Source organism: Cedecea neteri (assembly GCF_000758305.1).
Lineage (GTDB): Bacteria > Pseudomonadota > Gammaproteobacteria > Enterobacterales > Enterobacteriaceae > Cedecea > Cedecea neteri_C.
In genome coordinates, this window is the sequence record NZ_CP009458.1 from 4,452,253 (window position 1) to 4,476,051 (window position 23,799).

19 protein-coding genes and 1 riboswitch are annotated in these 23,799 nt (G+C 55.4%); of the genes, 8 read left to right on the top strand and 11 right to left on the bottom strand.

What is annotated here, in order from left to right; all coding sequences use genetic code 11:
* Window positions 1-69: 69 nt before the first annotated feature.
* Window positions 70-242: riboswitch (M-box (ykoK) riboswitch) on the bottom strand.
* Between the two features lie 91 nt (window positions 243-333).
* Complete coding sequence (locus LH23_RS20685) at window positions 334-1,404, bottom strand: LacI family DNA-binding transcriptional regulator (RefSeq protein ID WP_039297046.1); 1,071 nt, start codon at window positions 1,402-1,404, stop codon at window positions 334-336.
* 297 nt (window positions 1,405-1,701) lie between these two features.
* Here LH23_RS20685 and LH23_RS20690 point away from each other — a divergent pair, with 297 nt between their 5' ends.
* Both LH23_RS20690 and LH23_RS20695 read left to right on the top strand, forming a co-directional pair.
* Window positions 1,702-3,003 (top strand): MFS transporter, encoded by a 1,302-nt coding sequence (locus tag LH23_RS20690; RefSeq protein WP_039295374.1) that lies wholly within the window; start codon window positions 1,702-1,704, stop codon window positions 3,001-3,003.
* 14 nt (window positions 3,004-3,017) lie between these two features.
* Entirely contained in the window at window positions 3,018-5,381 is a 2,364-nt protein-coding gene (locus LH23_RS20695) for a TIM-barrel domain-containing protein (RefSeq protein WP_039295376.1), read from the top strand.
* 165 nt (window positions 5,382-5,546) lie between these two features.
* Here the strand turns inward: LH23_RS20695 and LH23_RS20700 are convergent, their stop codons facing one another.
* Window positions 5,547-7,142 (bottom strand): ABC-F family ATPase, encoded by a 1,596-nt coding sequence (locus LH23_RS20700; RefSeq protein WP_008455235.1) that lies wholly within the window; start codon window positions 7,140-7,142, stop codon window positions 5,547-5,549.
* Between the two features lie 238 nt (window positions 7,143-7,380).
* Between LH23_RS20700 and ldtB the strand changes: the two genes are divergently transcribed.
* The 5 genes from ldtB to sanA all read left to right on the top strand — a co-directional run bounded on the left by ldtB (window position 7,381) and on the right by sanA (window position 11,428).
* The gene (gene ldtB, locus LH23_RS20705; protein ID WP_039295378.1) at window positions 7,381-8,295 is read left to right on the top strand and encodes a L,D-transpeptidase; all 915 of its coding nucleotides are present in this window, start codon (window positions 7,381-7,383) and stop codon (window positions 8,293-8,295) included.
* Window positions 8,296-8,467: 172 nt separating this feature from the next.
* A complete protein-coding gene (locus LH23_RS20710) occupies window positions 8,468-8,869 on the top strand; it encodes a CidA/LrgA family protein (protein ID WP_039295384.1) in 402 nt (133 codons plus the stop codon).
* Entirely contained in the window at window positions 8,866-9,561 is a 696-nt protein-coding gene (locus tag LH23_RS20715) for a CidB/LrgB family autolysis modulator (RefSeq protein ID WP_039295386.1), read from the top strand. The genes LH23_RS20710 and LH23_RS20715 overlap by 4 nt, the downstream gene beginning before the upstream one ends.
* Before the next feature lie 128 nt (window positions 9,562-9,689).
* Window positions 9,690-10,577: a cytidine deaminase gene (gene cdd / locus LH23_RS20720; RefSeq protein ID WP_039295388.1), complete on the top strand. Its 888-nt coding sequence runs from the start codon at window positions 9,690-9,692 to the stop codon at window positions 10,575-10,577.
* A gap of 131 nt (window positions 10,578-10,708) precedes the next feature.
* Window positions 10,709-11,428, top strand: coding sequence for an outer membrane permeability protein SanA (gene sanA / locus LH23_RS20725; protein ID WP_039295390.1), 720 nt, complete (start codon window positions 10,709-10,711; stop codon window positions 11,426-11,428).
* A gap of 69 nt (window positions 11,429-11,497) precedes the next feature.
* On the opposite strand, the gene mglC is transcribed toward sanA, so the two are convergent.
* The 6 genes from mglC to folE all read right to left on the bottom strand — a co-directional run bounded on the left by mglC (window position 11,498) and on the right by folE (window position 18,549).
* On the bottom strand, window positions 11,498-12,508 hold the full coding sequence (mglC, locus tag LH23_RS20730; RefSeq protein ID WP_039295392.1) for a galactose/methyl galactoside ABC transporter permease MglC: 1,011 nt from the start codon (window positions 12,506-12,508) through the stop codon (window positions 11,498-11,500).
* Between the two features lie 20 nt (window positions 12,509-12,528).
* Entirely contained in the window at window positions 12,529-14,049 is a 1,521-nt protein-coding gene (gene mglA / locus LH23_RS20735; RefSeq protein WP_039295397.1) for a galactose/methyl galactoside ABC transporter ATP-binding protein MglA, read from the bottom strand.
* A 201-nt stretch (window positions 14,050-14,250) separates the two neighbouring features.
* Window positions 14,251-15,246: a galactose/glucose ABC transporter substrate-binding protein MglB gene (gene mglB, locus LH23_RS20740; protein WP_039295399.1), complete on the bottom strand. Its 996-nt coding sequence runs from the start codon at window positions 15,244-15,246 to the stop codon at window positions 14,251-14,253.
* A 283-nt stretch (window positions 15,247-15,529) separates the two neighbouring features.
* The gene (galS, locus tag LH23_RS20745) at window positions 15,530-16,585 is read right to left on the bottom strand and encodes an HTH-type transcriptional regulator GalS (protein ID WP_039295401.1); all 1,056 of its coding nucleotides are present in this window, start codon (window positions 16,583-16,585) and stop codon (window positions 15,530-15,532) included.
* A 122-nt stretch (window positions 16,586-16,707) separates the two neighbouring features.
* Window positions 16,708-17,865, bottom strand: a complete 1,158-nt coding sequence (gene yeiB, locus LH23_RS20750; RefSeq protein WP_039295403.1) for a DUF418 domain-containing protein YeiB — start codon at window positions 17,863-17,865, stop codon at window positions 16,708-16,710.
* Window positions 17,866-17,883: 18 nt separating this feature from the next.
* On the bottom strand, window positions 17,884-18,549 hold the full coding sequence (folE, locus tag LH23_RS20755; RefSeq protein WP_008455254.1) for a GTP cyclohydrolase I FolE: 666 nt from the start codon (window positions 18,547-18,549) through the stop codon (window positions 17,884-17,886).
* A 237-nt stretch (window positions 18,550-18,786) separates the two neighbouring features.
* Between folE and fghA the strand changes: the two genes are divergently transcribed.
* Window positions 18,787-19,623 carry an S-formylglutathione hydrolase gene (gene fghA / locus LH23_RS20760; protein WP_039295406.1) on the top strand — a complete coding sequence of 279 codons (837 nt, stop codon included), beginning with the start codon at window positions 18,787-18,789 and terminating at the stop codon, window positions 19,621-19,623.
* A gap of 214 nt (window positions 19,624-19,837) precedes the next feature.
* On the opposite strand, the gene cirA is transcribed toward fghA, so the two are convergent.
* From cirA to LH23_RS20775, 3 genes are all read right to left on the bottom strand, one after another.
* Complete coding sequence (gene cirA / locus LH23_RS20765; protein WP_039295408.1) at window positions 19,838-21,808, bottom strand: catecholate siderophore receptor CirA; 1,971 nt, start codon at window positions 21,806-21,808, stop codon at window positions 19,838-19,840.
* Between the two features lie 126 nt (window positions 21,809-21,934).
* Window positions 21,935-22,723: an ABC transporter ATP-binding protein gene (locus tag LH23_RS20770; RefSeq protein WP_156108073.1), complete on the bottom strand. Its 789-nt coding sequence runs from the start codon at window positions 22,721-22,723 to the stop codon at window positions 21,935-21,937.
* Window positions 22,720-23,796 carry a FecCD family ABC transporter permease gene (locus LH23_RS20775; RefSeq protein WP_008459946.1) on the bottom strand — a complete coding sequence of 359 codons (1,077 nt, stop codon included), beginning with the start codon at window positions 23,794-23,796 and terminating at the stop codon, window positions 22,720-22,722. Before LH23_RS20775 ends, LH23_RS20770 begins: the two co-directional genes overlap by 4 nt.
* Window positions 23,797-23,799: the final 3 nt, after the last annotated feature.

Genomic DNA, 23,799 nt, shown 5'->3' on the forward strand with positions numbered 1-23,799 from the left:
GTTTCCCCGGTTACTGTTTTAAAAATAAACAGTCCTCATCCTGGGGCGAAGCAAGATATGAGAGTGCTGACGCTATCTCCATGTCTCGGTTTTAGCACTGTACAACGTATCCCCAAAAGCGGGGGAAGTTACCTGGGGTTATACCTTCGCTCGATATAACCTGTCCTAATCTTGGGCGTCTCTCGACGTCGTCAGATCAGCAACCTATGTTTGTACAGGAGCCTCGCCTAACGAGATACTGCAAGTCTTCCGCGGCCTATAGTAGGGATTTAAACTTAGGGCGCAAGGCAAAGAGCTTGCGCTGTTTAGGGTTTATTTATGCTTTTTTTCTGCTCAGTCGTAGAGTTTATCGCTGGCCATGGCCGGTCTGCCTTTCCCCGCTCCCACTCGCCGCACTGACGCCTGCACCTTCAGCGTGCCGCCCAACAGGATATTCACCACCGGCGCTTCCGGGCGCATCAGGCGCTGCTGCAGCAGCTGAACCGCCTCCTCACCCAGCTCGTCTCTGGGCACATGAACCGAGGTTAAAGCCACGTTATGGATTTCGGCCAGGTTAAAACCGTCGATGCTCATCACCGACATATCCTGCGGCACGCGCAGCCCGGCTTTTTGCAGAGCGCTGACGGCACCTGCCGCCATAAAGTCGCCGCCGACTAACAGCGCGCTCGGCCAGGCCGGTCGCGGCGTAACGGCCAGATAGTCGCTGATTAAGGCTTCGCTCTCTTTGGCCCCGAAGCTTTGGGCGACTAACAAATGCCGCGTCTCATCAAACGACAGATTCCGGCTGTCCCACGCATCACGAATCCCGGCCAGGCGCTGTTCCATGGTGTAGCGACGCAGGCACATTAACGTCAGCACGCCTTTGTGTCCCATGTCGAACAGATAGTTCGCGGCAAAGCGGCCGATCATAAGGTGATCCGGCGCCACGCCTGAAAGACGCATTTTGCGATCCTGGCAGTTGATCAGCACACAGGGTTTGCCCAGATCCGCCGCCAGATCGTGGATACGCGTATCGTCGATTCCCAGCAAAATAGCAGCTTCGGTTTCCGGCTCATTCATCTTGCTGAGAAACAGTCCGGTATCGCTGTCATTCTCTTCCAGCGCGCAGAAGCGCAGTCTGGCGTCGTGGGGCAGCAACGCCTTGCCGATGCCCTGCATCACCCGGTAGTAGAAGACGTCCAGCCGCTCATCAAACGCCCGACGGGGCGCAAAAACCACCAGGCTGTTGACCAGCAATCTGCCCACCGCAATCCCTTGTAATACGCCCTTCTCTTTGGCGCAGGCCAGTACCCGCTGGCGGGCCGACTCGCTGGTATTACCCTTGCCCGCCAGCACCCGGGAAACGGTGCTTATCGACAGCCCCGTTTGCGCGGCAATTTCGGTGATTTTTAGCGTTTTACTCATTTTGTGATCGACGCCCATTTGTGAAATGAAAAAATTTTCATGCCCATAGATACGCCATAGTGCCGGGAAAATAGCGTCATTTCTTCGCGCCGGATCGAGATAGTGAAAATGTTTGCAAAAATTGGGCTATTGGTTGGCTGATAACTCAATTACGCTCCGTTTTGTTGACCAATGAGATTGCTCGCTCAAAACGAAAATAGAATTAAAAATATAAAAATCAAATAATTAAATTAAATCCATCGCCAAAAAATAGTGGCATACCAATTCTACTAATTACCCTACAAGGTGGAGTGAACTATGAGTCATGGCATCAACCAACCGATAACCGCCGTTAAGGCAGGACGCGTTTTCCGGCATTTGCGCTGGTGGGTTCTGGTTCTGTTCTTACTTGGCGTCACCGTGAACTACATCACGCGTAATGCGCTGGGGATCCTGGCACCTGAACTGAAAACCTCCCTCGGCATCACCACCGAACAATACTCCTGGATAGTCGGCGCGTTTCAATTGGCCTATACCCTGTTTCAGCCCATCTGCGGCTGGCTGATAGACGTGATTGGCCTGAAGATTGGGTTCCTGATCTGCGCCAGTATCTGGGCGGTGATGTGTATGCTGCATGCCGGAGCCGGGAGTTGGTTACAGCTGGCTATTTTGCGCTTCATGATGGGCGGCGCGGAGGCCGCAGCCACGCCCGCCAACGCCAAAACGCTGGGTGAATGGTTCCCGAAAAAAGAACGCCCGATTGCCGCAGGCTGGGCCGGGGTGGGCTTTTCCATCGGCGCGATGCTGGCTCCGCCGATTATCTACTTCGCCCACAGCTTTTTTGGCTGGCAGGGCGCGTTTATGTTCAGCGGCGCGCTGGCGCTGGGGTGGGTTGTGCTGTGGTGCCTGTTTTACCACAACCCGGAGCAGCACCCGAACCTGAGCAAGGAAGAGCTGGCGTTTATCAAACAGGACAACGAGCCTCCCGCCGTGAAACTGCCGTTTTTCACCGCTCTGAAAACCGTCTCTAAAAACAAACGCTTTTACGGCATCGCGATTCCGGCCTTTATGGCAGAACCCGCCTGGGCGGTCCTGAGCTTCTGGGTCCCGCTTTACCTGGCCAACGAGCGCGGCATGGATCTCAAACAAATTGCCATGTTCGCCTGGCTCCCGTTCCTGGCCGCCGATATCGGCAGCATCGCCAGCGGCTATCTGACCAAAGTTTACGTCCGTATTTTTGGCTGCTCGCGCACCAATTCCGTGGTGGCGAGTTCAGTGACCGGTGCGTTCCTGATGCTTTCTCTGGCGCTGGTCGCCGTCACTAAAGATCCCTGGATTGCCATCCTGCTTATCTCCATCGGCGGCTTCGGGCACCAGATTATCTCCTGCATGCTCAGCGCGCTGGTGGTGGACTCGTTCGATAAAGGCCAGATGGCCACCGTCAACGGCATGCGCGGTTCGGCAGCCTGGATTGCCAGCTTTATCTTCTCTCTGATTATTGGCGTCACCGCCGACAAGATTGGCTTCAACCCGCTGTTTATCGCCATGGGCTTTTTTGATCTGATCGGCGCGGTGTTCCTGGTGGCGTTTATCGCCGAACGCCGCGCAAAACGCACCTGAATGGATGGTCTCTCATGAAAACACTTAAGAACTGGACGCTCGCAAAACAAGATGACAGTCAGGTTATCCTGACCCTCGACGGCAAGCATTCGCTGCACCTGTATGTGCTGGAAGATAAGCTGTTTCGCGTGCTGATTAAGCGTCAACAGGGCCTGGAGCTGAACCGCACCTGGAGCATCGCCCCGCAGCAGGATGTCCCGTGGGAGGGGCGCGAGCGCGAAAGCCTCGCCGGGTTTACCCTGCCAGGCTTCACGCTGGAACAGAAATCCGATGCTCTCATCATCAGTAGCGAAAGCCTGCGCGTGACCGTGCATCAGCCGCTTTATCTGGAATGGGAATACAAATCCGAAAAGGGCGAATGGCAGCCTCTCGCCTGCGATCGCCCCACCAGCGCTTACCAGCTTAACGCCCACGGTGATGGCGTGGCCCACTATCAGCGGCGCTTTGCCGGCGAGCGCTTTTACGGGCTGGGTGAAAAAGCCGGGCCGCTTAATCGCACCGGCAGACGCTATGAGATGCGTAATCTGGATGCGATGGGCTACAACGCGGTGTCCACCGACCCGCTTTACAAGCATATCCCCTTCACCATTACCCGCCGGGACGACGTCAGCTTCGGCCTGTTCTATGACAACCTGAGCAGCTGCTGGCTGGATCTGGGCAACGAGATAGACAACTATCATAAGGCCTATCGCCGCTGGCAGGCAGAAGCCGGCGATCTGGACTATTACCTGTTTCTCGGCCCGCGCGTGCTGGATGTCACCAAAGCCTTCGTCCGCCTGACCGGGAAAACCTTCTTCGGGCCAAAATGGAGCCTCGGCTACAGCGGCTCAACGATGCATTACACCGACGCGCCGGACGCCCAAAATCAGCTGATGAATTTTATCCGCCTCAGCCAGCAGCACGCGATTCCGTGCGACTCATTCCAGCTTTCATCGGGCTACACCTCGATCAATAACAAGCGCTACGTGTTTAACTGGAACTATGAAAAAGTGCCGCAGCCGAAGGTGATGAGCCAGGCGTTTATGGCGGCCGGGATCCGCCTTGCGGCCAACATCAAACCCTGTCTGCTGCAGGATCATCCGCGCTATGAGGAGGTTGCCAAAGGCGGGCTGTTTATCAAAGATTCGGAATTCGACGCGCCGGAACGCTCCAGCTTCTGGGACGATGAAGGCTCTCATCTGGACTTTACCAACCCGGCCACGGTGAAATGGTGGCAGGCCGGCGTCACCACGCAACTGCTGGAAATGGGCATTGGTTCCACCTGGAACGACAACAACGAGTACGAAGTATGGGACGGGGAAGCGCGCTGTCACGGCTTTGGCCAACCGATAGCCATCAAACATATTCGCCCGGTCATGCCGCTGCTGATGATGCGCGCTTCGATGGAGGCTCAGCAGAAATTTTCCCCGGAAAAACGCCCGTATCTGATTTCCCGTTCCGGCTGCGCCGGGATGCAGCGCTACGTTCAGACGTGGAGCGGTGACAACCGCACCAGTTGGGATACGCTGCGTTACAACACGCGGATGGGCGTAGGCATGAGCCTGTCCGGCCTGTTTAACGTCGGGCATGACGTCGGCGGTTTTTCGGGTGATAAACCCGATGCCGAGCTTTTCGTTCGTTGGGTTCAGAACGGCGTGATGCACCCGCGCTTTACCATCCATTCATGGAATGATGACCACACCGTGAACGAACCGTGGATGTATCCGGCGGTCACTCCGGCCATCCGCAGCGCTATTGAGCTGCGCTATCGCCTGCTGCCCTATTTCTACACGCTGCTGTGGCAGGCACATGCAGATGATGAACCCATGCTGCGGTCGACCTTCCTCGACCATGATCACGATGAAAAAACGTTCGATGAGTGCGATGAGTTCCTGCTGGGTCGGGATGTGCTGGTGGCTAGCGTGGTGGAGCCGGGGCAGCGCGAACGTACTTTATGGCTGCCAGCCAATGAGTATGGCTGGTACGACTATTATTCCGGCCAGTGGTTTAGCGGCGGCCAGACCATCACCCTGCCCGCCCCGCTTGAGCGTTTGCCGCTGCTGGTACGTGCCGGTGCCGCTCTGCCTCACAGCGAGCGTATCAGCTACGTTTCCCCGCAGGACGATACCGTTCGTGAGCTGAAAATTTACCCGCTGCAGGGTGCTGGGACGTCCCACGGCATGCTGTTTGAGGATGACGGAGAATCCTGGGGTTATAAAGAAGGCAACGCGCTCTGGCTTAGCTGGGAAATAACCTGTTCAGCCAGCGAGATTAACGTGGCCTTTAGCCGTAAGGGGGATTATCTGCCCGCGTGGCGCGAGATTAAGCTGTCTTTGCCTGAGGGAGAAAAGCGTCGATTGCTGGTGAACGGCGTGGAATGCGGGGTGTGGGAGCTGTAATGGCCCCTCACCCCGGCCCTCTCCCCAGAGGGGCGAGGGGGGAAAACAACAAGAGGTAGATTCCTCGAACTGTCCCCAAAGGGGCGAGGAGGAAAAACTGCAGGAGGCAAATACCTCGATCTGTTCCCTCTCCCTTTAAGGGAGAGGGTTAGGGTGAGGGTAAAATTACCCGTCGATCCCTTTGCTGCGCAGATAATCTTCGTAGCCACCGGTGAAATCAATCACGCGCTCTGGGGTAATTTCCAGTACGCGGGTTGCCAGCGAGCTAACAAACTCACGGTCGTGAGAAACGAAAATCAGCGTCCCCTGGTACATCTCCAGCGCCATGTTCAGCGACTCGATGGATTCCATGTCCAGGTGGTTGGTCGGTTCGTCCATGATCAGGATGTTTGGTTTTTCCATCATCAGCTTGCCGAACAGCATACGGCCCTTCTCGCCCCCGGAGAGGACTTTAGCCGGCTTTTTGATGTCGTCCTGGCTGAACAGCAGGCGACCCAGGATGCTGCGCACCGCCTGTTCGTCGTCGCCTTCCTGCTTCCACTGGCTCATCCAGTCAAAGACGGTCAGATCGTTTTCGAACTCGTATTCGTGATCCTGGGCGTAGTAGCCAATCTGAGCATTCTCAGACCACTTCACGCTGCCGTTTTCCGGGGTCAGCTCGCCGACCAGGGTTTTCAACATCGTAGATTTACCCACGCCGTTGGCACCAAGAATGGCTATTTTCTCGCCTACTTCCAGCAGCAGGTTGAAGTTTTTAAACAGCGGGCCGTTCTCAAACCCTTTGGTCACGGCTTCAACTTCAAGGGCGTTACGGAACAGTTTCTTGTCCTGCTCGAAGCGAATGAACGGGTTCTGACGGCTGGAGGCCTTCACTTCGTCCAGCTTGATTTTATCAATCTGACGGGCACGAGAGGTGGCCTGACGAGATTTGGAGGCGTTGGCGCTGAAGCGGCTAACGAAGGATTGCAGGTCAGCAATCTGCGCTTTCTTCTTCGCGTTGTCCGCCAGCAGGCGTTCACGAGCCTGAGTTGCCGCCGTCATGTACTCGTCGTAGTTACCCGGATAAACGCGCAGCTCGCCGTAGTCCAGATCGGCCATATGGGTGCAGACCATGTTCAGGAAGTGACGGTCGTGCGAAATAATGATCATGGTGCTGTCGCGTTCGTTTAACGTCTGCTCCAGCCAGCGAATGGTGTCGATGTCCAGGTTGTTCGTTGGTTCGTCAAGCAGCAGGATGTCCGGGTTAGAGAACAGCGCCTGCGCCAGCAGCACACGCAGTTTCCAGCCTGGAGCGACTTCGCTCATCGGGCCGTAGTGCTGCTCCAGAGGAATGCCCACGCCAAGCAGCAATTCACCGGCACGCGCTTCTGCGGTGTAGCCGTCCATCTCGCCGTATTTCACTTCGAGGTCGGCAACTTTGTAACCGTCTTCTTCGCTCATCTCCGGCAGGGCATAAATGCGGTCGCGTTCCTGCTTCACTTCCCACAGCTCGCCGTGGCCCATGATAACGGTGTCGAGTACGGTAAATTTTTCGAAGGCGAACTGATCCTGACGCAGCTTACCGATGCGCTCGTTTGGGTCGAGAGAAACGTTGCCAAGCGTAGGCTCTAAGTCCCCGCCGAGGATTTTCATGAACGTGGATTTGCCGCTTCCGTTCGCGCCAATCAGGCCGTAACGGTTGCCGCCGCCAAATTTAACGGAAATATTTTCGAACAGCGGTTTGCTGCCAAACTGCATGGTAACGTTGCTGGATACAAGCACTGGTATGTCCTGGAGAAATAAGTTGTCGAGATTTTGGAATGTGATTTCGGCCACATTATGCCATAACTATGATAAAGGGTCGCCCCGCATCTTCACCGTACAATAGTTAATCAGTGTGAAAAAATTGTGATTTCATCCACATCTGATTTCCCAGATGAATGTAATGCACATATAATGCGCGGCTGAATCGTCCATGAACACTCACTAGCTGGCCCGTCTGGCATAACACTCGCACAACATGACTATGAAATTACGCTCGCTTTTACTGGCTTTTGTGGCTGTCGCGTCTTTCTCTGCTTCCGCCGTGACTTATCCGTTACCGACTAACGGCAGCCGCCTGGTTGGTGAAAACCAGGTTATCACTATTCCTGAAGGCAGCACCGCGCCGCTGGAAGAGTATGCCGCACAGTACCAGATGGGTCTGTCTAACATGCTGGAAGCTAACCCAGGGATTGACCCGTACCTGCCAAAAGCCGGTACCATCCTGAACATCCCTCAGCAGCTGATCCTGCCGGACACCGTGCATGAAGGGATTGTGATCAACAGCGCCGAAATGCGCCTCTACTATTACCCGAAAGGCACCAACACCGTGATCGTGCTGCCAATCGGTATCGGCCAGTTGGGGAAAGATACCCCGATCAACTGGACCACCAAGGTAGAGCGTAAGAAAAATGGCCCAACCTGGACCCCTACCGCGAAGATGCATGCGGAATACGCCGCAGCCGGTACGCCGCTGCCAGCCGTTGTTCCCGCTGGCCCGGATAACCCAATGGGTCTGTACGCGCTGTACATCGGTAACCTGTATGCGATTCACGGCACCAACGCCAACTTCGGTATCGGCCTGCGCGTAAGCCACGGCTGCGTGCGTCTGCGCAACGAAGATATCAAGTTCCTGTTCGACAACGTGCCGGTTGGCACCCGCGTTCAGTTCATTGATGAGCCGGTAAAAGCCACCACCGAGCCGGACGGCAGCCGTTACATCGAAGTTCACAACCCGCTCTCTACCACCGAAGCGCAGTTCAACTCCGATGAAATCGTGCCGATTAAACTGACCAGCAGCGTTCAGAAAGTCACTGCTCAGTCCGACGTTGACACCACCGTTGTTGACCAGGCAATTCAGAACCGTTCCGGGATGCCGGTTCGTCTGAACTAAGCTCAAGTTGATTAAAAAAATAGCGGCCTCCGGGCCGCTTTTTTATTGCCTGAAATCCGCCCGACAACCTTCACACAGGGAATGTTTGTTATGCTGATAATTCATGATGTGATGGATAGCACAATTTTGCGTTTAATTGTATGATGAATGCGTTTCTTAAAGGGTAACCTCCATGCGTAACTCGTTCACGATAATCTGGCAGTATCTTCGCGCTTTTGTCTTAATTTACCTGTGCTTATATGCCGGTATTTTTGTCGCCTCTTTACTGCCTATCGTCATTCCAGGCAGCATTATCGGCATGCTGATTTTGTTTGTGCTGCTGTCCCTGCAGATCCTGCCGGCGAAGTGGGTAAAACCCAGCTGCCACTTGCTGATTCGCTATATGGCCCTGCTATTCGTGCCTATTGGCGTGGGCGTGATGCAGTATTACGACGTGCTGAAAGCGCAGTTTGGCCCGGTGGTGGTGTCGTGTTTGATCAGTACGCTGGTGGTGCTGGTTATCGTGAGCTGGAGTTCACATCTGGTACACGGCGAAAGAAAAGTCATTGGTGAAGGCGAGGCAGAGAAAAAATGATGCACTTTATATGGTGGTCTTTACCGTTAACGCTGGGGGTGTTTTTCGCCGCCCGCAAGCTGGCCGCCCGGCTGAAATCCCCGCTGCTGAACCCGTTGCTGGTTTGCATGGTGGTGATCATTCCTTTTCTGCTGGTGACCGGCATTCCTTACGACCACTATTTTAAAGGCAGCGAAGTGCTCAACGACCTGCTGCAGCCCGCCGTTGTAGCCCTGGCCTTCCCGCTTTATGAGCAAATTCACCAGATCCGCGCCCGCTGGAAATCCATTATCACCATCTGCTTTATTGGCAGTATGGTGGCGATGTCCACCGGCACCTCGATTGCGTTATTGATGGGCGCATCCCCGGAAATTGCCGCCTCGGTTCTGCCGAAATCTGTTACCACGCCAATTGCGATGGCGGTGGGCGGTGGCATTGGTGGTATCCCGGCCATTAGCGCAGTCTGCGTTATCTTCGTCGGTATTCTCGGCGCCGTGTTTGGCCACACGCTGCTGAATATGATGCGTATCAATACCAAAGCCTCACGCGGGCTGGCGATGGGCACAGCTTCACACGCGCTGGGTACGGCGCGCTGCGCGGAGCTGGACTTCCAGGAAGGGGCTTTTAGCTCGCTAGCGTTGGTGATTTGCGGGGTCATGACCTCACTCATCGCCCCGTTTTTATTCCCGGTGCTGCTGAAGCTCTTCGGCTAAAACTTGCGAGAGATCGCGCATTTTCTGATTTGTTTTCATAAGTTGCATAAACAATTAGAATTTGATCACATATTTGGCCTATACAGATCCGTAAACTACGTTTCCGTTACCTTTGATGAGGCTTTAACATGCGTTCACGTTTTGATGCCGCCGTTGTGCAACTTCCTTCCGCGCTGCAAACCGCTTTGCAACCCCTGCTTGCCGACGACCACTTCCCGGCTATGTTTACCGCGGCCGAAGTTGAAGCGCTAAAACATCAAACCGGGCTGGGTGATGAAGACCTGGCTTTCGCTCTGTTGCCTCTGGCCGCAGCCTGCGCCCGGGCAGACCTCTCCCATTTCAACGTAGGTGCCGTCGCGCGAGGCGTCAGCGGGAATCTCTATTTTGGCGGCAACATGGAATTTCTGGGTGCCACCATGCAGCAAACCGTGCATGCCGAACAAAGCGCCATTACCCACGCGTGGATGCGCGGCGAAAAAGGCCTGGTCGATATCACCGTCAACTACACGCCCTGCGGCCACTGCCGCCAGTTTATGAACGAGCTGAACAGCGGCACCGCATTGCGCATTCATCTGCCTGGTCGCCAGCCTTCAACCCTAGGTGAATATCTGCCAGATGCCTTTGGCCCACGCGATCTGGACATCAAAACGCTGCTGCTGGATGAAGAAAACCACGGTTTCGCACTAAAAGGTGATGCCCTGGCGCAGGCGGCAATTGCTGCCGCGAATCGCAGCCATGCGCCTTACAGCCAGGCCCCGGCGGGTGTTGCACTGGAAATGATCGACGGCAAGATCTTCACCGGCTGCTATGCGGAAAACGCCGCGTTCAACCCTTCCCTTCCGCCGCTGCAGGCCGCGCTAAACCTGCTATCTCTGAATGGCTACGACTACCCGCAAATTAAGCGCGCTGTGCTGGCAGAAAAATTCGATGCGCCGCTGCTGCAGTGGGATGCCACCTCCGCCACGCTGAAAGCGCTGGGCTGTGAAGCCATTGAGCGCATTAATATTGCTCAATAATTCTCCGTTGCGGGTGTACCCACACTCGCATTGTTGAAATTTGCCCCAACTGAACCCGCGTTTCTTGCTCTTGAGGGCCGGGTAAAGTAGCCTTGGATGAAATTTCACCCCGCGAATGAGTCTGCAAGTTCATGTTGAAGCGCGTGTTTTACAGCCTGCTTATTGTTATCGGCTTAACGCTGGCGGCTGCGCTTGGGCTTGACCGCTGGATCAGCTGGAAAACCGCACCCTACGTTTACGATGAACTGCAGGATCTGCCCTATCGCCAGGTAGGTGTGGTGCTCGGCACCGCCAAGTATTACCGCACCGGCGTCATCAATCAGTACTATCTGTACCGCATTCAGGGCGCGCTGAACGCCTATAACAGCGGCAAGGTAAATTACCTGCTGCTAAGCGGTGATAACGCGCAGCAAAGCTACAACGAGCCGATGACCATGCGCAAAGACCTGATTGCCGGCGGCGTTGATCCTGCAGACATCGTGCTGGACTACGCAGGCTTCCGCACGCTGGACTCGATTGTTCGCACCCGTAAAGTCTTTGATACCAACGATTTCATCATTATCACTCAGCGCTTCCACTGCGAGCGTGCGCTGTTTATCGCCCTGCATATGGGGATTCAGGCGCAGTGCTACGCGGTGCCTTCCCCTAAAAATATGCTTACCGTGCGCACCCGCGAATTTGCCGCTCGCCTGGGGGCATTAGCGGATCTCTATCTCTTCAAGCGTGAGCCACGTTTCCTCGGCCCGTTAGTCCCGATCCCATCGCAGCAGGAAGTGCCGGAAGACGCACAGGCCTATCCGGCCGTTACACCGGAACAGCTGCTGGAAATACAGAAAAAAGAGAAGAAGTGATACGGCGTTATTGCTGAGCAAAAAAAAGCCCGCACATTCACTGGCGGGCTTTTTTGCAAACTGCAGTAATTATTTCTTACGCGCGTACTTCAGGGAGTCCAGCGCCACGGCGAAGATAATAATGCCGCCCTTGATGATGTACTGCCAGTAAGGGTTCACGCCGATATAGGTCAGGCCGTAGTTGATCACCGTGAAGATGATCACCCCGGTCACCACGCCCAGCACCGTCCCTACCCCGCCGCTGAACGACACGCCGCCCACCACGCAGGCCGCAATCGCATCCAGCTCATACATAAAGCCTAGGTTGTTGGTGGCCGAGCCGATACGGCCCGCTTCCAGCATCCCGCCAAAGGCATAGAACACGCCGGACAGGGCATAAATCATGATCAGGTTCAGCGCCACGTTAACGCCGGACACTTTCGCTGCTTCCGGGTTGCCACCGATAGCGAAGATGTTTTTCCCGAAGCGGGTTTTGTTCCACAGTACCCACACGAACAGCACCGCAAACAGGGCATAGAACGTAATGTACGACAGGCGGAAACTGCCCAGCGCGATAAAGCCCTGCGTAAAGGTGGAGAAATGGGAGTCAAACCCGGAAATCGGTGACGCACCTACGAAATCGTAATACAGGGAGTTAATCCCGTACACGATGATCATGGTGCCCAGGGTAGTGATAAACGGCGTCACGTTCAGGTAAGCGATAATAATCCCGTTCACCAGACCGATGACCGCGCCTACGGCGCAGACAATCAGCAGCACCAGCGGAATCGGCATGGTGTGCATGTCCGGGAACACCTTGTTGACGTTATCCATCGACTGCAGCAGCGTTGCCGCGACAACCGCCGCCAGGCCCACCTGGCGCCCTGCGGAAAGGTCGGTCCCCTGGGTAACAATCAGCCCGGCCACCCCCAGCGCGATGATAATACGCACCGAGGACTGGGTCAGGATGTTACTCAGGTTAAGCAAACTCAAGAAAGTCGGATCCTGGAAAATAATGATCGCCAGCAGCACCAGCAGCACCACGTAGATGCCGCCCTCTTTTAGATAAGTTAGAAAACTCTTTTTATTTAACGCACTCATTTTTAATAGCCCCTAAATCATCACAGGTGCACAGACGCAAGACGTAAGATTTCGTTCTGCGTTGTTGTTTTGGTGTCTACAATTCCGGCCACGAGCCCGTTGCTCATCACCAGAATACGGTCTGTAATCCCTAACAATTCCGGCATCTCGGACGAAATGATAATGATCCCTTTCCCTTTTTTAGCCAGTTCGGCAATCAGCTGGTAAATCTCAAACTTGGCGCCAACGTCAATGCCGCGCGTCGGTTCATCCAGCATCAGAATTTCCGGCTGAGTCAGCAGCCAGCGGCCGATGATCACCTTCTGCTGATTACCGCCGGACAGCGAGCCGATGGAGGTGCGGTGCCCCGGCGTTTTCACGCGCATGGAGTCGATAACCCACTGGGTATCGCTTTTCATACGGGAGTTATCCAGCAGACCGACCTTGTTTTTGTAGTTACGAATATTGGAAATGAGTGAGTTAAAGCCGATATCCAGGTAGGCGTAGATCCCGGTAGAGCGGCGCTCTTCGGTAACCAGCGCAAAACCGTGATTAATCGCTTCGTTCGCGCTGCTGTTGTTGATCTTTTTGCCGTGTAGCTTAATGGTGCCGCCAGATTTTTCGCGGATACCAAATAGCGTTTCTACTATATCGGTACGCTTCGCGCCGACGAGGCCCGCAATGCCGAGGATTTCACCTTTATGTAAATCAAAGGAGATATCGCGAATCGACGGCTGGCGCAGCGAGGTCAGGTTGCGTACTTCGAGGATAACTTCACCCGGCACGTTGGATTTGTCCGGGAAGCGCTGGTTCAGGGAGCGGCCCACCATCATGGCGATGATTTTGTCCATATCCAGCCCTTCCAGCGGCTGGGTGGCAATCCACTGCCCGTCGCGCAAAATAGTAATTTCATCGCACAACTGGAATATCTCTTCCATTTTATGGGAGATATAAACAATCCCGCAGCCGCGATCTTTTAATTTGCGAATAATTTTAAAAAGATGATTAACTTCTTTTTCCGTCAGCGAAGATGTTGGCTCATCCATAATAACGATTTTGGCGTTATAAGAGAAAGCCTTGGCAATTTCAATCATTTGCATTTGAGAAACGGACAACGTACCGACGCGGGCTCGCGGGTCGATATCAATATCCAGCTCGTCAAATATCTCTTTGGTGTCGCGGTACATTTTATCCTGATCGACAAACACGCCTTTGGTCGGGTAACGCCCGAGCCACATGTTGTCCATCACGGTGCGCTGCAGGACGAGGTTAAGCTCCTGATGCACCATAGAAATACCGTTTTCCAACGCCTCTTTGGTGCTGCTGAAATTGACCTCTTTTCCCTGGAAAAGGATACTGCCGGAATCTTTGCTGTAGATCCCAAAAAGGCATTTCAATAATGTCGATTTGCCCGCACCGTTTTCACCCATCAGGGCGTGAATAGAGTGTGGCCGTACTTTTAAATTAACATTATCCAGTGCCTTAACGCCGGGGAAGGATTTATTAATGCCGGTCATTTCCAGCAAAAATTCCGTCGGCGTAGCTGAGTTATTGTCGACCATAATTATACCTGTGTCGCTGAGTAACCTGCCTAAAGCCGGGCGCAGGTATCTGCGCCCGTGTACAACTAAAAACGTAGTACCCTAAATAATTCGAGTTGCAGGCAGGCAACAAGCTCGAGAATCCCCAGGCGCTTACATCAAGCAAGCAACTGGGGTGAGCGAGTGCAGTTAACGCCCCTGCGGCTCGAAGTATGACGGGTATTATTTGCCGATAAACTGTGCGAGGTTGTCTTTATCCACGCCTACGTAAGGTACACGTACGATTTTGTTCTCAATCTTCCAGTTGGTGCCTTCGGCTGCAGGCTTACCGTCGGCCAGGTTTTTCGCCAGGTCAAAGGTCGCTTTTGCCTGGTTGTTGGCATCGTTCAGCACGGTCCCGGCCATCGCACCGGATTTCACCAGCGCCAGGGCTTCCGGCAGGGCATCTACGCCAAACACTGGAATAGAGGTTTTGTTGTGGGCTTTCAGCGCTTCTACTGCACCCATTGCCATCGCATCGTTGTTGGCGATAACCACTTCGATTTTGTTAGCGTTCGGGCCGGAGAGCCACGCGTCCATTTTGTCTTTAGCCTGAGCGGTGTCCCACATCGCGGTATCCAGCTGCAGTTGCTGAGTTTTCAGGCCTTTGTCGTTCAGTTCTTTGATAACGTAGGTGGTACGCGCTTCGGCATCCGGGTGGCCCGGTTCGCCTTTCAGCAGCACGAACTGGACCTGGCCGTCTTTGTTCAGATCCCAGGCCGGGTTAGCCGCCCAGTGTTTAGCAATCAGGTCACCCTGAATGATGCCGGACTCTTTAGAGTCGGTGCCGACGTAGTAAGCTTTGTCGTAGCTATCCAGCGCTTTGCGGGAAGGTTCTTTGTTGAAGAACACAACCGGCACGTTTTGCGCACGCGCTTTTTCGATTACGGTGCCCGCAGCAGCCGGGTCAACCAGGTTGATGGCCAGCGCCTTCACGCCTTTAGCCAGCAGAACGTCGATCTGGTCGTTCTGTTTGGACTGGTCGTTCTGCGAGTCGTTCATCAGCAGCTGTACGTCAGGTGACGCTTTCGCATCTTTTTCAATGGCCTTACGAACCACTGACATGAAGTTGTCGTCGTATTTATAAATCGTCACACCAATACGGTCAGCGGCGTTCGCTGCGGCACCAAATAACATGCAGGACATCACGGCGGACAGAGTCAAAACCTTCTTATTCATGGTATCTCCGGTTTTTATTTTGCAGGGTAGTTCGCATTCGAAACCAGGCAGGACAGTAATGTTATGAAAAAGTTACTGAATGCCGAAGTTATCCTAAAAAATGTGCACTTCCGTGTTCGGTAACAATCCAATACTGCGTTTTTATGAGCGCTAATGGCCTTATCACAATGCTAAAAGTGAGAAGTCACCGTTACATAGTGTTTCAGCTGATAAAACGCTGACATAATAGTCAGCGCAATGTTAATTAACTGTGAATTTACTCACAGATTGAAACCGGTTACAGCTAACGCTTTGACAGCGGAGTGATCGACACCACATTTTGCTTCATCGCCACCGAATGACGACGAACTAAAGTCGGCATAAAACAGTGCGTTACATCACGATCCAGCTGACCTGCCGCCCCCTGTAACGCCAGTTCGGTCGCTAAGCGCGCCATAGAAACCACCGGATAGCGCACGGTTGTTAGCTGCGGGTCGGTGTAACGGGCAATAGGAATATCGTCAAAGCCGATAATCGAGACATGCTGCGGCACGGCAATGCCGTTGTCTTTCAGCGCTGTTAGCGCCCCGGCGGCCATGCTGTCGTTATAGGAGAAAACGGCGGTAAGCTGCTGGTTGCGCCCAAGCAGCTCAACCATCGCCGCCTCCCCGCCCTGCATGTCCGGCGAGCCCATACCGACCCAGCCCTCCGGCGGCGAAATGCCCTGCTCGTCCAGCGCCTGCAGCCAGCCCTGATGCCGCTGGTCGTTATCTTCAATCTGATGGCTGGAAGCCAGATAGCCGATACGCGAATGCCCCTGGTTCAGCAGCATCCGGGTGGCCATCACCGCCCCGCTGACGTTATCCAGGCAGACGCAACGGTGAGCATAGCCGGGCACCAGGCGGTTGATCAGCACCATGCCGGGGACCTGCTCCAGAAAAGTAGCCAACTCCTCGTCGCTCAGCGCTTTAGCATGCACGATTAACGCGCTGCATCGCTGGCGGATCAGCACCTCAATGGCATGACGCTCTTTGTCTTCCTGGTGGTAGCTGTTGCCGATCAGCAAATATTTATTGTGCTGCTGGGCAACCACATCCACCGCTTTCACCAACGCCCCGAAGAAGGGGTCAGAAACATCCATCACCACCACGCCAATGGTGTCGCTAACCTGAGTGGCCAGCGCCTGCGCGTTGGCGTTTGGACGGTAGCCCAGCTCAGCAACAGCCTGCATGACGTTTTCGCGCGTTTCCGGGCTGACCAGCGCGCTGTTATTTAATACTCGGGATACTGTCGCTACTGAAACCCCGGCGATACGGGCAACGTCACGAATGGTAATCGGCGTTGGGGGAGTCGGTCTCATAGGTGCACCCTGTTTTAGGCAAGGTGGCTATTTTGCGGTGAGTGAGGGGCGGCGTGGCGTGAAGTCGATCACAGTGATGAAAGCGGTTACATACAATTCGTTAACCTTTGTGACGAATATCATTATCTCTGTGCTTTGCGTAACGCATCTCCTGAAGCACGGGCGGTTAACTGTCGCCAAAGCCATTCTACCGGCCCCTGACGGAAATAACGCAGCCATAACACCGACAGAAGAATGTTCACCGCCCACACGGCAGGGACAAAGGCCAGCAGCGCGAGACGGTCGAATTTCATATACAAACCAAAGCGATAGAACAGTGTTGTGCAGAGAATGGTTTGCAGCAGGTAATTGGTCAGCGCCATGCGCCCGACGCAGGCAATCCAGCCCACCAGCCGGAAACGGGACAGTTGCGGCCAAAAGCCCCAGGCCAGCGCGGCGTAACCAATAGCCTGAAACGGCGCGCTCAGCTCACGTGGAGCCTGTAACAGCAACGCACACCAGCGGAAATCCCACTTCAGGTGCCACTGGGCCGCAATCGCCGGCAGATTAATCGCCATGCCGATGGCGATCAAAATGGCACCGGTTCGCCGGTAATGCTTCAGGCTAAACTCCCCTCTCAGCCAGCCGCTGCGCATCAGAGCCGCGCCAATCAGCATCATGCCTGCCAGCTGCCAGCCGTATTGCGCGCCCAGCGCCACCAGGTTCGAAGAGAGTAAATCGGCGCGGTTGCTGATAGCTTCCACGCCGCCACCGAGCTTCCACCATTGCTCATATTGCAGGTTGGCCGCATCAGGCACCCAGGAGCGGTTAACGCCATCACCTGAGATGACGCCCAGCAGCAACAGCACGCCAATGCCGATGAGGTACAGCACGACGCCGGTATTAAACAGCTGCTTTTGCCCCGTGGCGTCACGAATCAGCCGCCAGCACACCAGCCCGGTCAGGCCATAAGCCAGCAGAATGTCGCCGTCCCACAGCAACAGCGCATGCATAAAACCCAGCAGTACCAGCAGCGTCAGCCGTGACTGGATCCAGCGCGAGCCTCGAGCCAGCAACATCTGCAGGCCCGCCCCAAACAGCAGCGCAAAAAGCGTGAGGAATTTAACTTCGGCAAACAGGTCCATTACCGCCCAGGTCCAGGCGTCGCGAGAGGTTATCTCACCGTACCAGGCCGGGTTGAGATAAGCCGCCTTCGGCAGGCCAAAAGCGACAATATTGAGCAGCAGAATGCCCAGAATGGCGGTACCGCGGACGAAGTCCAGGGTGACATTTCTCTCCACGGATACCTGCCTGGGGAATTAATTGTGGCGTACTGCGCGCAGGAACTCCTGACGCGTATTCTGGCTGGACTTAAACAGGCCGCCGAGCGAGGTGGTGGTGGTCGCACTGGTGGCGTCTTTTACCCCACGCGCTTTCACGCAGTAATGCACCGCATCAATGGACACCGCCACGTTATTGGTGCCCAGCAGCGTTTGCAGCGCAATCAGGATCTGCTGGGTCAGACGTTCCTGAACCTGCGGACGCTGAGCAAAGAACTGCACGATGCGGTTAATTTTGGACAAACCGATGACGGTATCTTTCGGGATATACGCCACGGTGGCTTTCCCGTCGATGGTCACGAAGTGATGCTCGCAGGTGCTGGTCAGGGTGATATCGCGCACGGTGACCATTTCATCCACCTTCATTTTGTTTTCAATGACGGTGATTTTCGGGAAATTGGCGTAGTCCAGGCCGGAGAAAATCTCATCGACATACATTTTGGCGATGCGATGCGGGGTTTCCATCAGGCTGTCGTCACTCAAATCGAGATTAAGCAGCTGCATGATTTCCGTCATATGGGCGGCAATCTGGCTTTTACGGGTTTCATTATCCAGTTCACGTAACGGCGGACGCAGCGGCGTTTCCAGACCGCGCGCAACAAGCGCCTCATGAACCAGGGCGGCTTCTTTTGAGAGTGATGACATGCTGTTTTCTCCTGCAGGTGTGGCTGACCTCTGCCCTTCATGGGGCAAAGTGTCCGCTTATTGTGCGGCAGCACGTGCTTAGAATCCAGTAGTGCCGGGCATAATTATTGAAATCGAAAATACCGTTCATTGCCTGAGCGGGCGGAACAATACCGTTGCGGCCATAATGCGGGATGGCTAGACTCAGGTGAAGTGAAAGTTGTTCATAAGTCTTGAAAATAGATAAGGATCCTCTGGATGGAATTACTGGAAGAACACCGATGTTTCGAAGGCTGGCAGCAGCGCTGGCGCCACCCGTCCACCGTGCTTAACTGCCCAATGACGTTCAGTATTTTTCTCCCACCTCCGGCAAGCGCCTCCCCGCCGCCGGTAGTTTACTGGCTTTCCGGGCTAACCTGTAACGACGAAAACTTCACGACCAAAGCAGGCGCGCAGCGCGTGGCGGCCGAGCTTGGCATTGTGCTGGTGATGCCGGACACCAGCCCGCGCGGTGAAGAAGTCCCTAACGACCCGGGCTACGACCTGGGCCAGGGGGCGGGCTTTTACCTCAATGCGACGCAGCAGCCGTGGGCCACGCACTTCCGCATGTACGATTACCTGCGTGACGAACTGCCGCAGCTGATTGCAGAGAATTTTAGCGTCAGCGAAAAAGCGTCGATATTTGGTCATTCCATGGGCGGACACGGCGCACTGATCATGGCGCTGAAAAATCCTGGCCGCTTCCGCTCGGTATCGGCTTTTGCACCGATTGTTAATCCAACCCGCGTGCCGTGGGGGCAAAAAGCCTTTAAAGCCTATCTCGGTGAAGATGAATCTTTGTGGCAAGAGTGGGACAGCTGCTGCCTGCTGGGTAAAGCGCTGCCGTCGGCACAGCTGCCCATGCTTATCGATCAGGGGGATGACGATCAGTTCCTGGCCGACCAGCTAAGGCCGGAAGAGTTTGAAAAAGTCGCGCAGGAAAAAGGCTGGCCGCTGACGCTGCGCATTCAGCCGGGCTGCGACCACAGCTACTATTTCATCGCGACGTTTGTTGAGGATCATTTGCGTTTTCACGCGGAGCATTTGCAAGACTAGGCAATGCCCCTCACCCCGGCCCTCTCCCCAGAGGGGCGAGGGGGTAAACAACAGGGCAGAACAGTACGCAATCTATTCCCTCCCCCTGAAAGGGAGAGGGAATTAACAAGACTCCACTTCGGCTGTTTTCCCCCTCTCCTTTCCCCCTCTCCTTTCCCCCTCTCCCTCTGGGAGAGGGTCGGGGTGAGGGTTTAAAGTGAACGTTATCTAAAACTTAGAAACTATAATCCAGTGCCATAAAGTAGCGGCGACCGTCTTCGTTATAGCTGTAGATATCACGATTCAGATCTTTGTCGCCCAGGTTCAGAACCCCTGCCCGCACCTTTACGTTCTTCGTCGCTTTCCAGGCCCCGCCGGTGTTCCACACGATGTAGCCGCCCGGTGTTTTATCCGTAGCGGATACCGCACGCTGCTTGCCGGTGTAGTTCGCCGACACATAGAACGACCAGTCCTCCAGCGGCGCCCAGTCAACGGTGCCGTTCGCGGTGTGGAACGACTGCTGCTGCAGCGGTTTATTGCCGCCGTTGCTCAGGTCTCGTCCGTCGTTATAGGTGTAGTTCAGCGACAGTTTCCACTGGTCGTTAAACGGTATTTTCAGCTCTGTTTCTACGCCGCGAATACGCGCTTTGTTCACGTTGTAATAGCGGAAGATCGGGTTACCGCTCTTATCAAAGCCCACAAAGTTTGAGTAAGACGGCGCCACGCTGCGGTTCGCAGTGCGCTGGATATCAATCATATCCTCAACGTTGTTCTGGAAAGCGGTCACGCTGCCGCTCACGCCGTCCAGAATGCCTTCGTCCCCGGCGTAATACAGCCCCAGCTCAAAGCTTTCGCTGGTTTCCGGCTTCAGGTCAGGGCTGCCGACAATCTGGCAGGCGCCACGGCAGGATTTGCTGGTCCAGTCCGGGCTAAGTTGCAGCAGAGATGGCGCTTTGAAGGCCGTGGCCCAGCCGCCTTTGACGGTGACAGTATCGGTCGCGTTATAGACGAGATAAGCACGCGGGCTCCAGTGGTCGCCGTAAGTTTCATGGTCATCCATACGGATGCCGGTGGTCAGCGCCAGCGGCTCGAAGATACGCCATTCGTCTTCAATAAACAGCGCGTACTGGCTGGCCGAGGTTTTTGAGCTATTACCGCCGGTAATATTTACCGGGTCGCTCAGCTTGTCGTGCCGCCACTCCCCGCCGAAGGTCAGGAACTGGTTGATGTCGCTGAGCGGCAGCACCAGCTTGCCGTCGAGGCTGTTGTTGCGGGAGGTAATAGCCGCACTGTTGCCCGGATTCAGGTTATCAATTTTGTCGCCGTAAAAACGCAGTTCGGTATTGCCGAAGCCCCAGCGCCCGTTGTGGCCGAGGGAGTAATCCTGACGTTCGATGCGGTTCTTATCCAGCGAGTCAGATTCCCTGTCCTGGCGGTCAAAGCCGTAGCCCACGGTGACATCCTGGTTATCAGCCGGTGTCCAGGCAAACTCGGTGCTGGCGTTGCGGGAAGTGAAGCCTTCAATCTGCGGCGTCAGGCCGCTGGCGTTAGTCGTTGACGCCTGCTGGCCGTCCTTCTGGCGCTTACCCAGGCTGCCGTAAACTTTTACACCCAGCACGTCGTCAATCAGCGGGCCGCTGGTGAAGAAGTTGCCGTTATAGGTATCGCCGCGATCGCGGTGTTCCTGCACGGTGGAATCTACGGTGAAGGTACCGTGCCAGGCTTTGCCGACTTTGCGGGTGATGATGTTCACCACGCCGCCAAGGGCGTCGGAACCATACAGGGAGGACATCGGGCCGCGCACCACTTCGATGCGCTCAATGGCATCCGCTGGGATCCAGTTCAGATCAAAGTCGTTATGGCGGAAGACCGCATTGCGGGAGTTAACGCGTTTGCCGTCTACCAGAATCAGGGTGTAGCTGCTGTCCAGGCCGCGCAGGCTGACGCCCCGGCGGTTATCCCCTTCGTTGGTCAGCTGGACGCCAGGCACGTTCTGCAGCACATCCTTCAGATTGTTAACCGGTTTTTTTTGCAGTTCGTCCCGGGTGATCACGCTGATACTGGCGGGCGCATCTTTGAGATTTTGTTCGGTGGCAGACGCGGTGACAACGAGGGTTTCTTCGCGATCGTCGGCGATGACGGGAAAAGCCAGACCGAGTACAGACGCACAAAGTCCTCCCCGGACAATGGGATTCAACCTTAACATTTCTTTCTCTCCATGAGGTGAATTACAAACGAAACAACCGTTTAGCGCTCACATTGCACTATGCGCCAGCGGCTACATTGGCCACCGGCTGCATACTGTGTTCCTTAGTATTCCTGAAATGCGTTGTTATACGGTGGGCGTTTCCACCAGGCCGTCGATAAGCACCTGGGCAACACCCTGTGAGCAGCGTTCGATGCGCCCCTTCACGCCGTAAACCTGGGCCAGGCTGCGCGGAGTAATCACTTCCTCCGGTTCGCCGCTGGCAACCAGTTTGCCATCGCGCAGCATGAGAACATGCTCGCTATGGCGTAAAGCAATATTGATATCGTGCACCACCACAACGGTGACGATATTACGCTCGCGGGTTTCGCGGGCGACCAGATCCATAACGTGGAACTGGTAATTCAAATCCAGCGCGCTCAGCGGTTCATCAAGCAGCAGCAGGGACGGACGACGAATCAAAGACTGCGCCAGGCCCACCAGCTGTTTTTGCCCGCCGGAAAGCTGGTCGAGATAGCTCAGCGCCAGGTGCGAGATCCCCAACTGTTTCAGCAGTTCCATGACCTGCGCTTCGCTTTCGGCGCTGTGGCGGCCACCGGACGCGCGCTGCGCCACGATAATGGACTCCAGCACGTGGAGATGGACGCCCTGCGGCAGAGACTGCGGCAGATAAACCACTTTTTCGGCGCGTTTGGCAAACGGCAAAGCCATCAGGTCTTCACCGTCAAGATACAGCTGCCCTTCCGCGCGATTCAGCCCCGCCAGCGAACGCAGCAAAGTGGATTTCCCGCAGCCGTTCGGCCCCAGCAGCACGGTGATTTTGCCGCGCGGCAGCGTTGGCACGCTGAGGTCTTCTATGATTTTACGCTTCGGGTAGCCGGCGTTGAATGCATCAATCTTTAAGCCCTGCATCACACGTTCCCCTTATGGCGCAGAATAATACTCAGGAAGAACGGCACGCCCACCAACGAGGTGACAATCCCTACCGGAATAATGACGCCAGGGATGATGTTTTTAGAGGCAACCGATGCCAGCGACAGCACCAGAGCGCCGACCAGCACGCTGCCCGGCAGGTAGAAGCGGTGATCCTCGCCAAACAGCATACGGGCGATGTGCGGTGCCACCAGGCCGATAAAACCGATGGGGCCGACAAACGCCACGGACAGCGCGGATAAAATACTGATGCGCAGTAAAGTACCTAAACGCAGGCGCTTTACGTCGATGCCAAAACTGACGGCGCGATCTTCGCCTAAGCGCAGCGCGGTCAGCTTCCAGGAACTCAGCATGGAAATCGGCATGATGATGGCGAAGGCCAGCAGCAGCACGCCGAGCTTGTCCCAGGAGGCACGAGCCAGGCTGCCCATCGTCCAGAACACCAGCCCCTGAAGCGTGTCTTCGCTGGCGATGAACTGCAGCATCGACACCAGGGCGTTAAAGGTGAACACCAGCGCGATACCAAACAGCACCACGCCGGAACTCGCCACGCGGGTCCAGCGGGTAATGGCGTCCAGCATCAGCGCGGCAAACAGCGCAAAGACGAAAGCGTTAGCGGAAATAAACCACTGATCGGGCACCCCAGGAATACCGATGCCGAGGATAATCGCCAGCGCGGCACCAAAGGCCGCGGCGGAGGAAACGCCGAGGGTAAACGGGCTGGCCAGCGGGTTATTGAGGATGGTTTGCATCTCCGCCCCCGCCAGGCCCAGCGCCATGCCGACCAACAGCGCCATCAGCGCATAAGGCAGACGAATGTCCCACACGATCACCCGCGTACCGGCGTTAGCGCTGGCCGGGTCAATCAGGGTCTGCCACAGCGTATCCAGCGGCAGCCCGGAAGGGCCAAGGGTAAAGTCCAGCAGCAGCGAGGCGAAGATCGCAATTACCAACGCCCCCATCAGCAAATAGCGGTGACGTAGCACCTGCTGGTATCGCCCCATAATGGTGGCAGGCTGCGCCTCGTTTGGCATTGGATCGGTGGTGGCACTCATTAA

Coding starts and splice junctions, on each gene's coding strand:
- LH23_RS20685 (WP_039297046.1), bottom strand. CDS start 1,404: ATGAGTAAAACGCTAAAAATCACCGAAATTGCCGCGCAAACGGGGCTG.
- LH23_RS20690 (WP_039295374.1), top strand. CDS start 1,702: ATGAGTCATGGCATCAACCAACCGATAACCGCCGTTAAGGCAGGACGC.
- LH23_RS20695 (WP_039295376.1), top strand. CDS start 3,018: ATGAAAACACTTAAGAACTGGACGCTCGCAAAACAAGATGACAGTCAG.
- ldtB (WP_039295378.1), top strand. CDS start 7,381: ATGACTATGAAATTACGCTCGCTTTTACTGGCTTTTGTGGCTGTCGCG.
- LH23_RS20710 (WP_039295384.1), top strand. CDS start 8,468: ATGCGTAACTCGTTCACGATAATCTGGCAGTATCTTCGCGCTTTTGTC.
- LH23_RS20715 (WP_039295386.1), top strand. CDS start 8,866: ATGATGCACTTTATATGGTGGTCTTTACCGTTAACGCTGGGGGTGTTT.
- cdd (WP_039295388.1), top strand. CDS start 9,690: ATGCGTTCACGTTTTGATGCCGCCGTTGTGCAACTTCCTTCCGCGCTG.
- sanA (WP_039295390.1), top strand. CDS start 10,709: ATGTTGAAGCGCGTGTTTTACAGCCTGCTTATTGTTATCGGCTTAACG.
- mglC (WP_039295392.1), bottom strand. CDS start 12,508: ATGAGTGCGTTAAATAAAAAGAGTTTTCTAACTTATCTAAAAGAGGGC.
- mglA (WP_039295397.1), bottom strand. CDS start 14,049: ATGGTCGACAATAACTCAGCTACGCCGACGGAATTTTTGCTGGAAATG.
- mglB (WP_039295399.1), bottom strand. CDS start 15,246: ATGAATAAGAAGGTTTTGACTCTGTCCGCCGTGATGTCCTGCATGTTA.
- galS (WP_039295401.1), bottom strand. CDS start 16,585: ATGAGACCGACTCCCCCAACGCCGATTACCATTCGTGACGTTGCCCGT.
- folE (WP_008455254.1), bottom strand. CDS start 18,549: ATGTCATCACTCTCAAAAGAAGCCGCCCTGGTTCATGAGGCGCTTGTT.
- fghA (WP_039295406.1), top strand. CDS start 18,787: ATGGAATTACTGGAAGAACACCGATGTTTCGAAGGCTGGCAGCAGCGC.
- cirA (WP_039295408.1), bottom strand. CDS start 21,808: ATGTTAAGGTTGAATCCCATTGTCCGGGGAGGACTTTGTGCGTCTGTA.
- LH23_RS20775 (WP_008459946.1), bottom strand. CDS start 23,796: ATGAGTGCCACCACCGATCCAATGCCAAACGAGGCGCAGCCTGCCACC.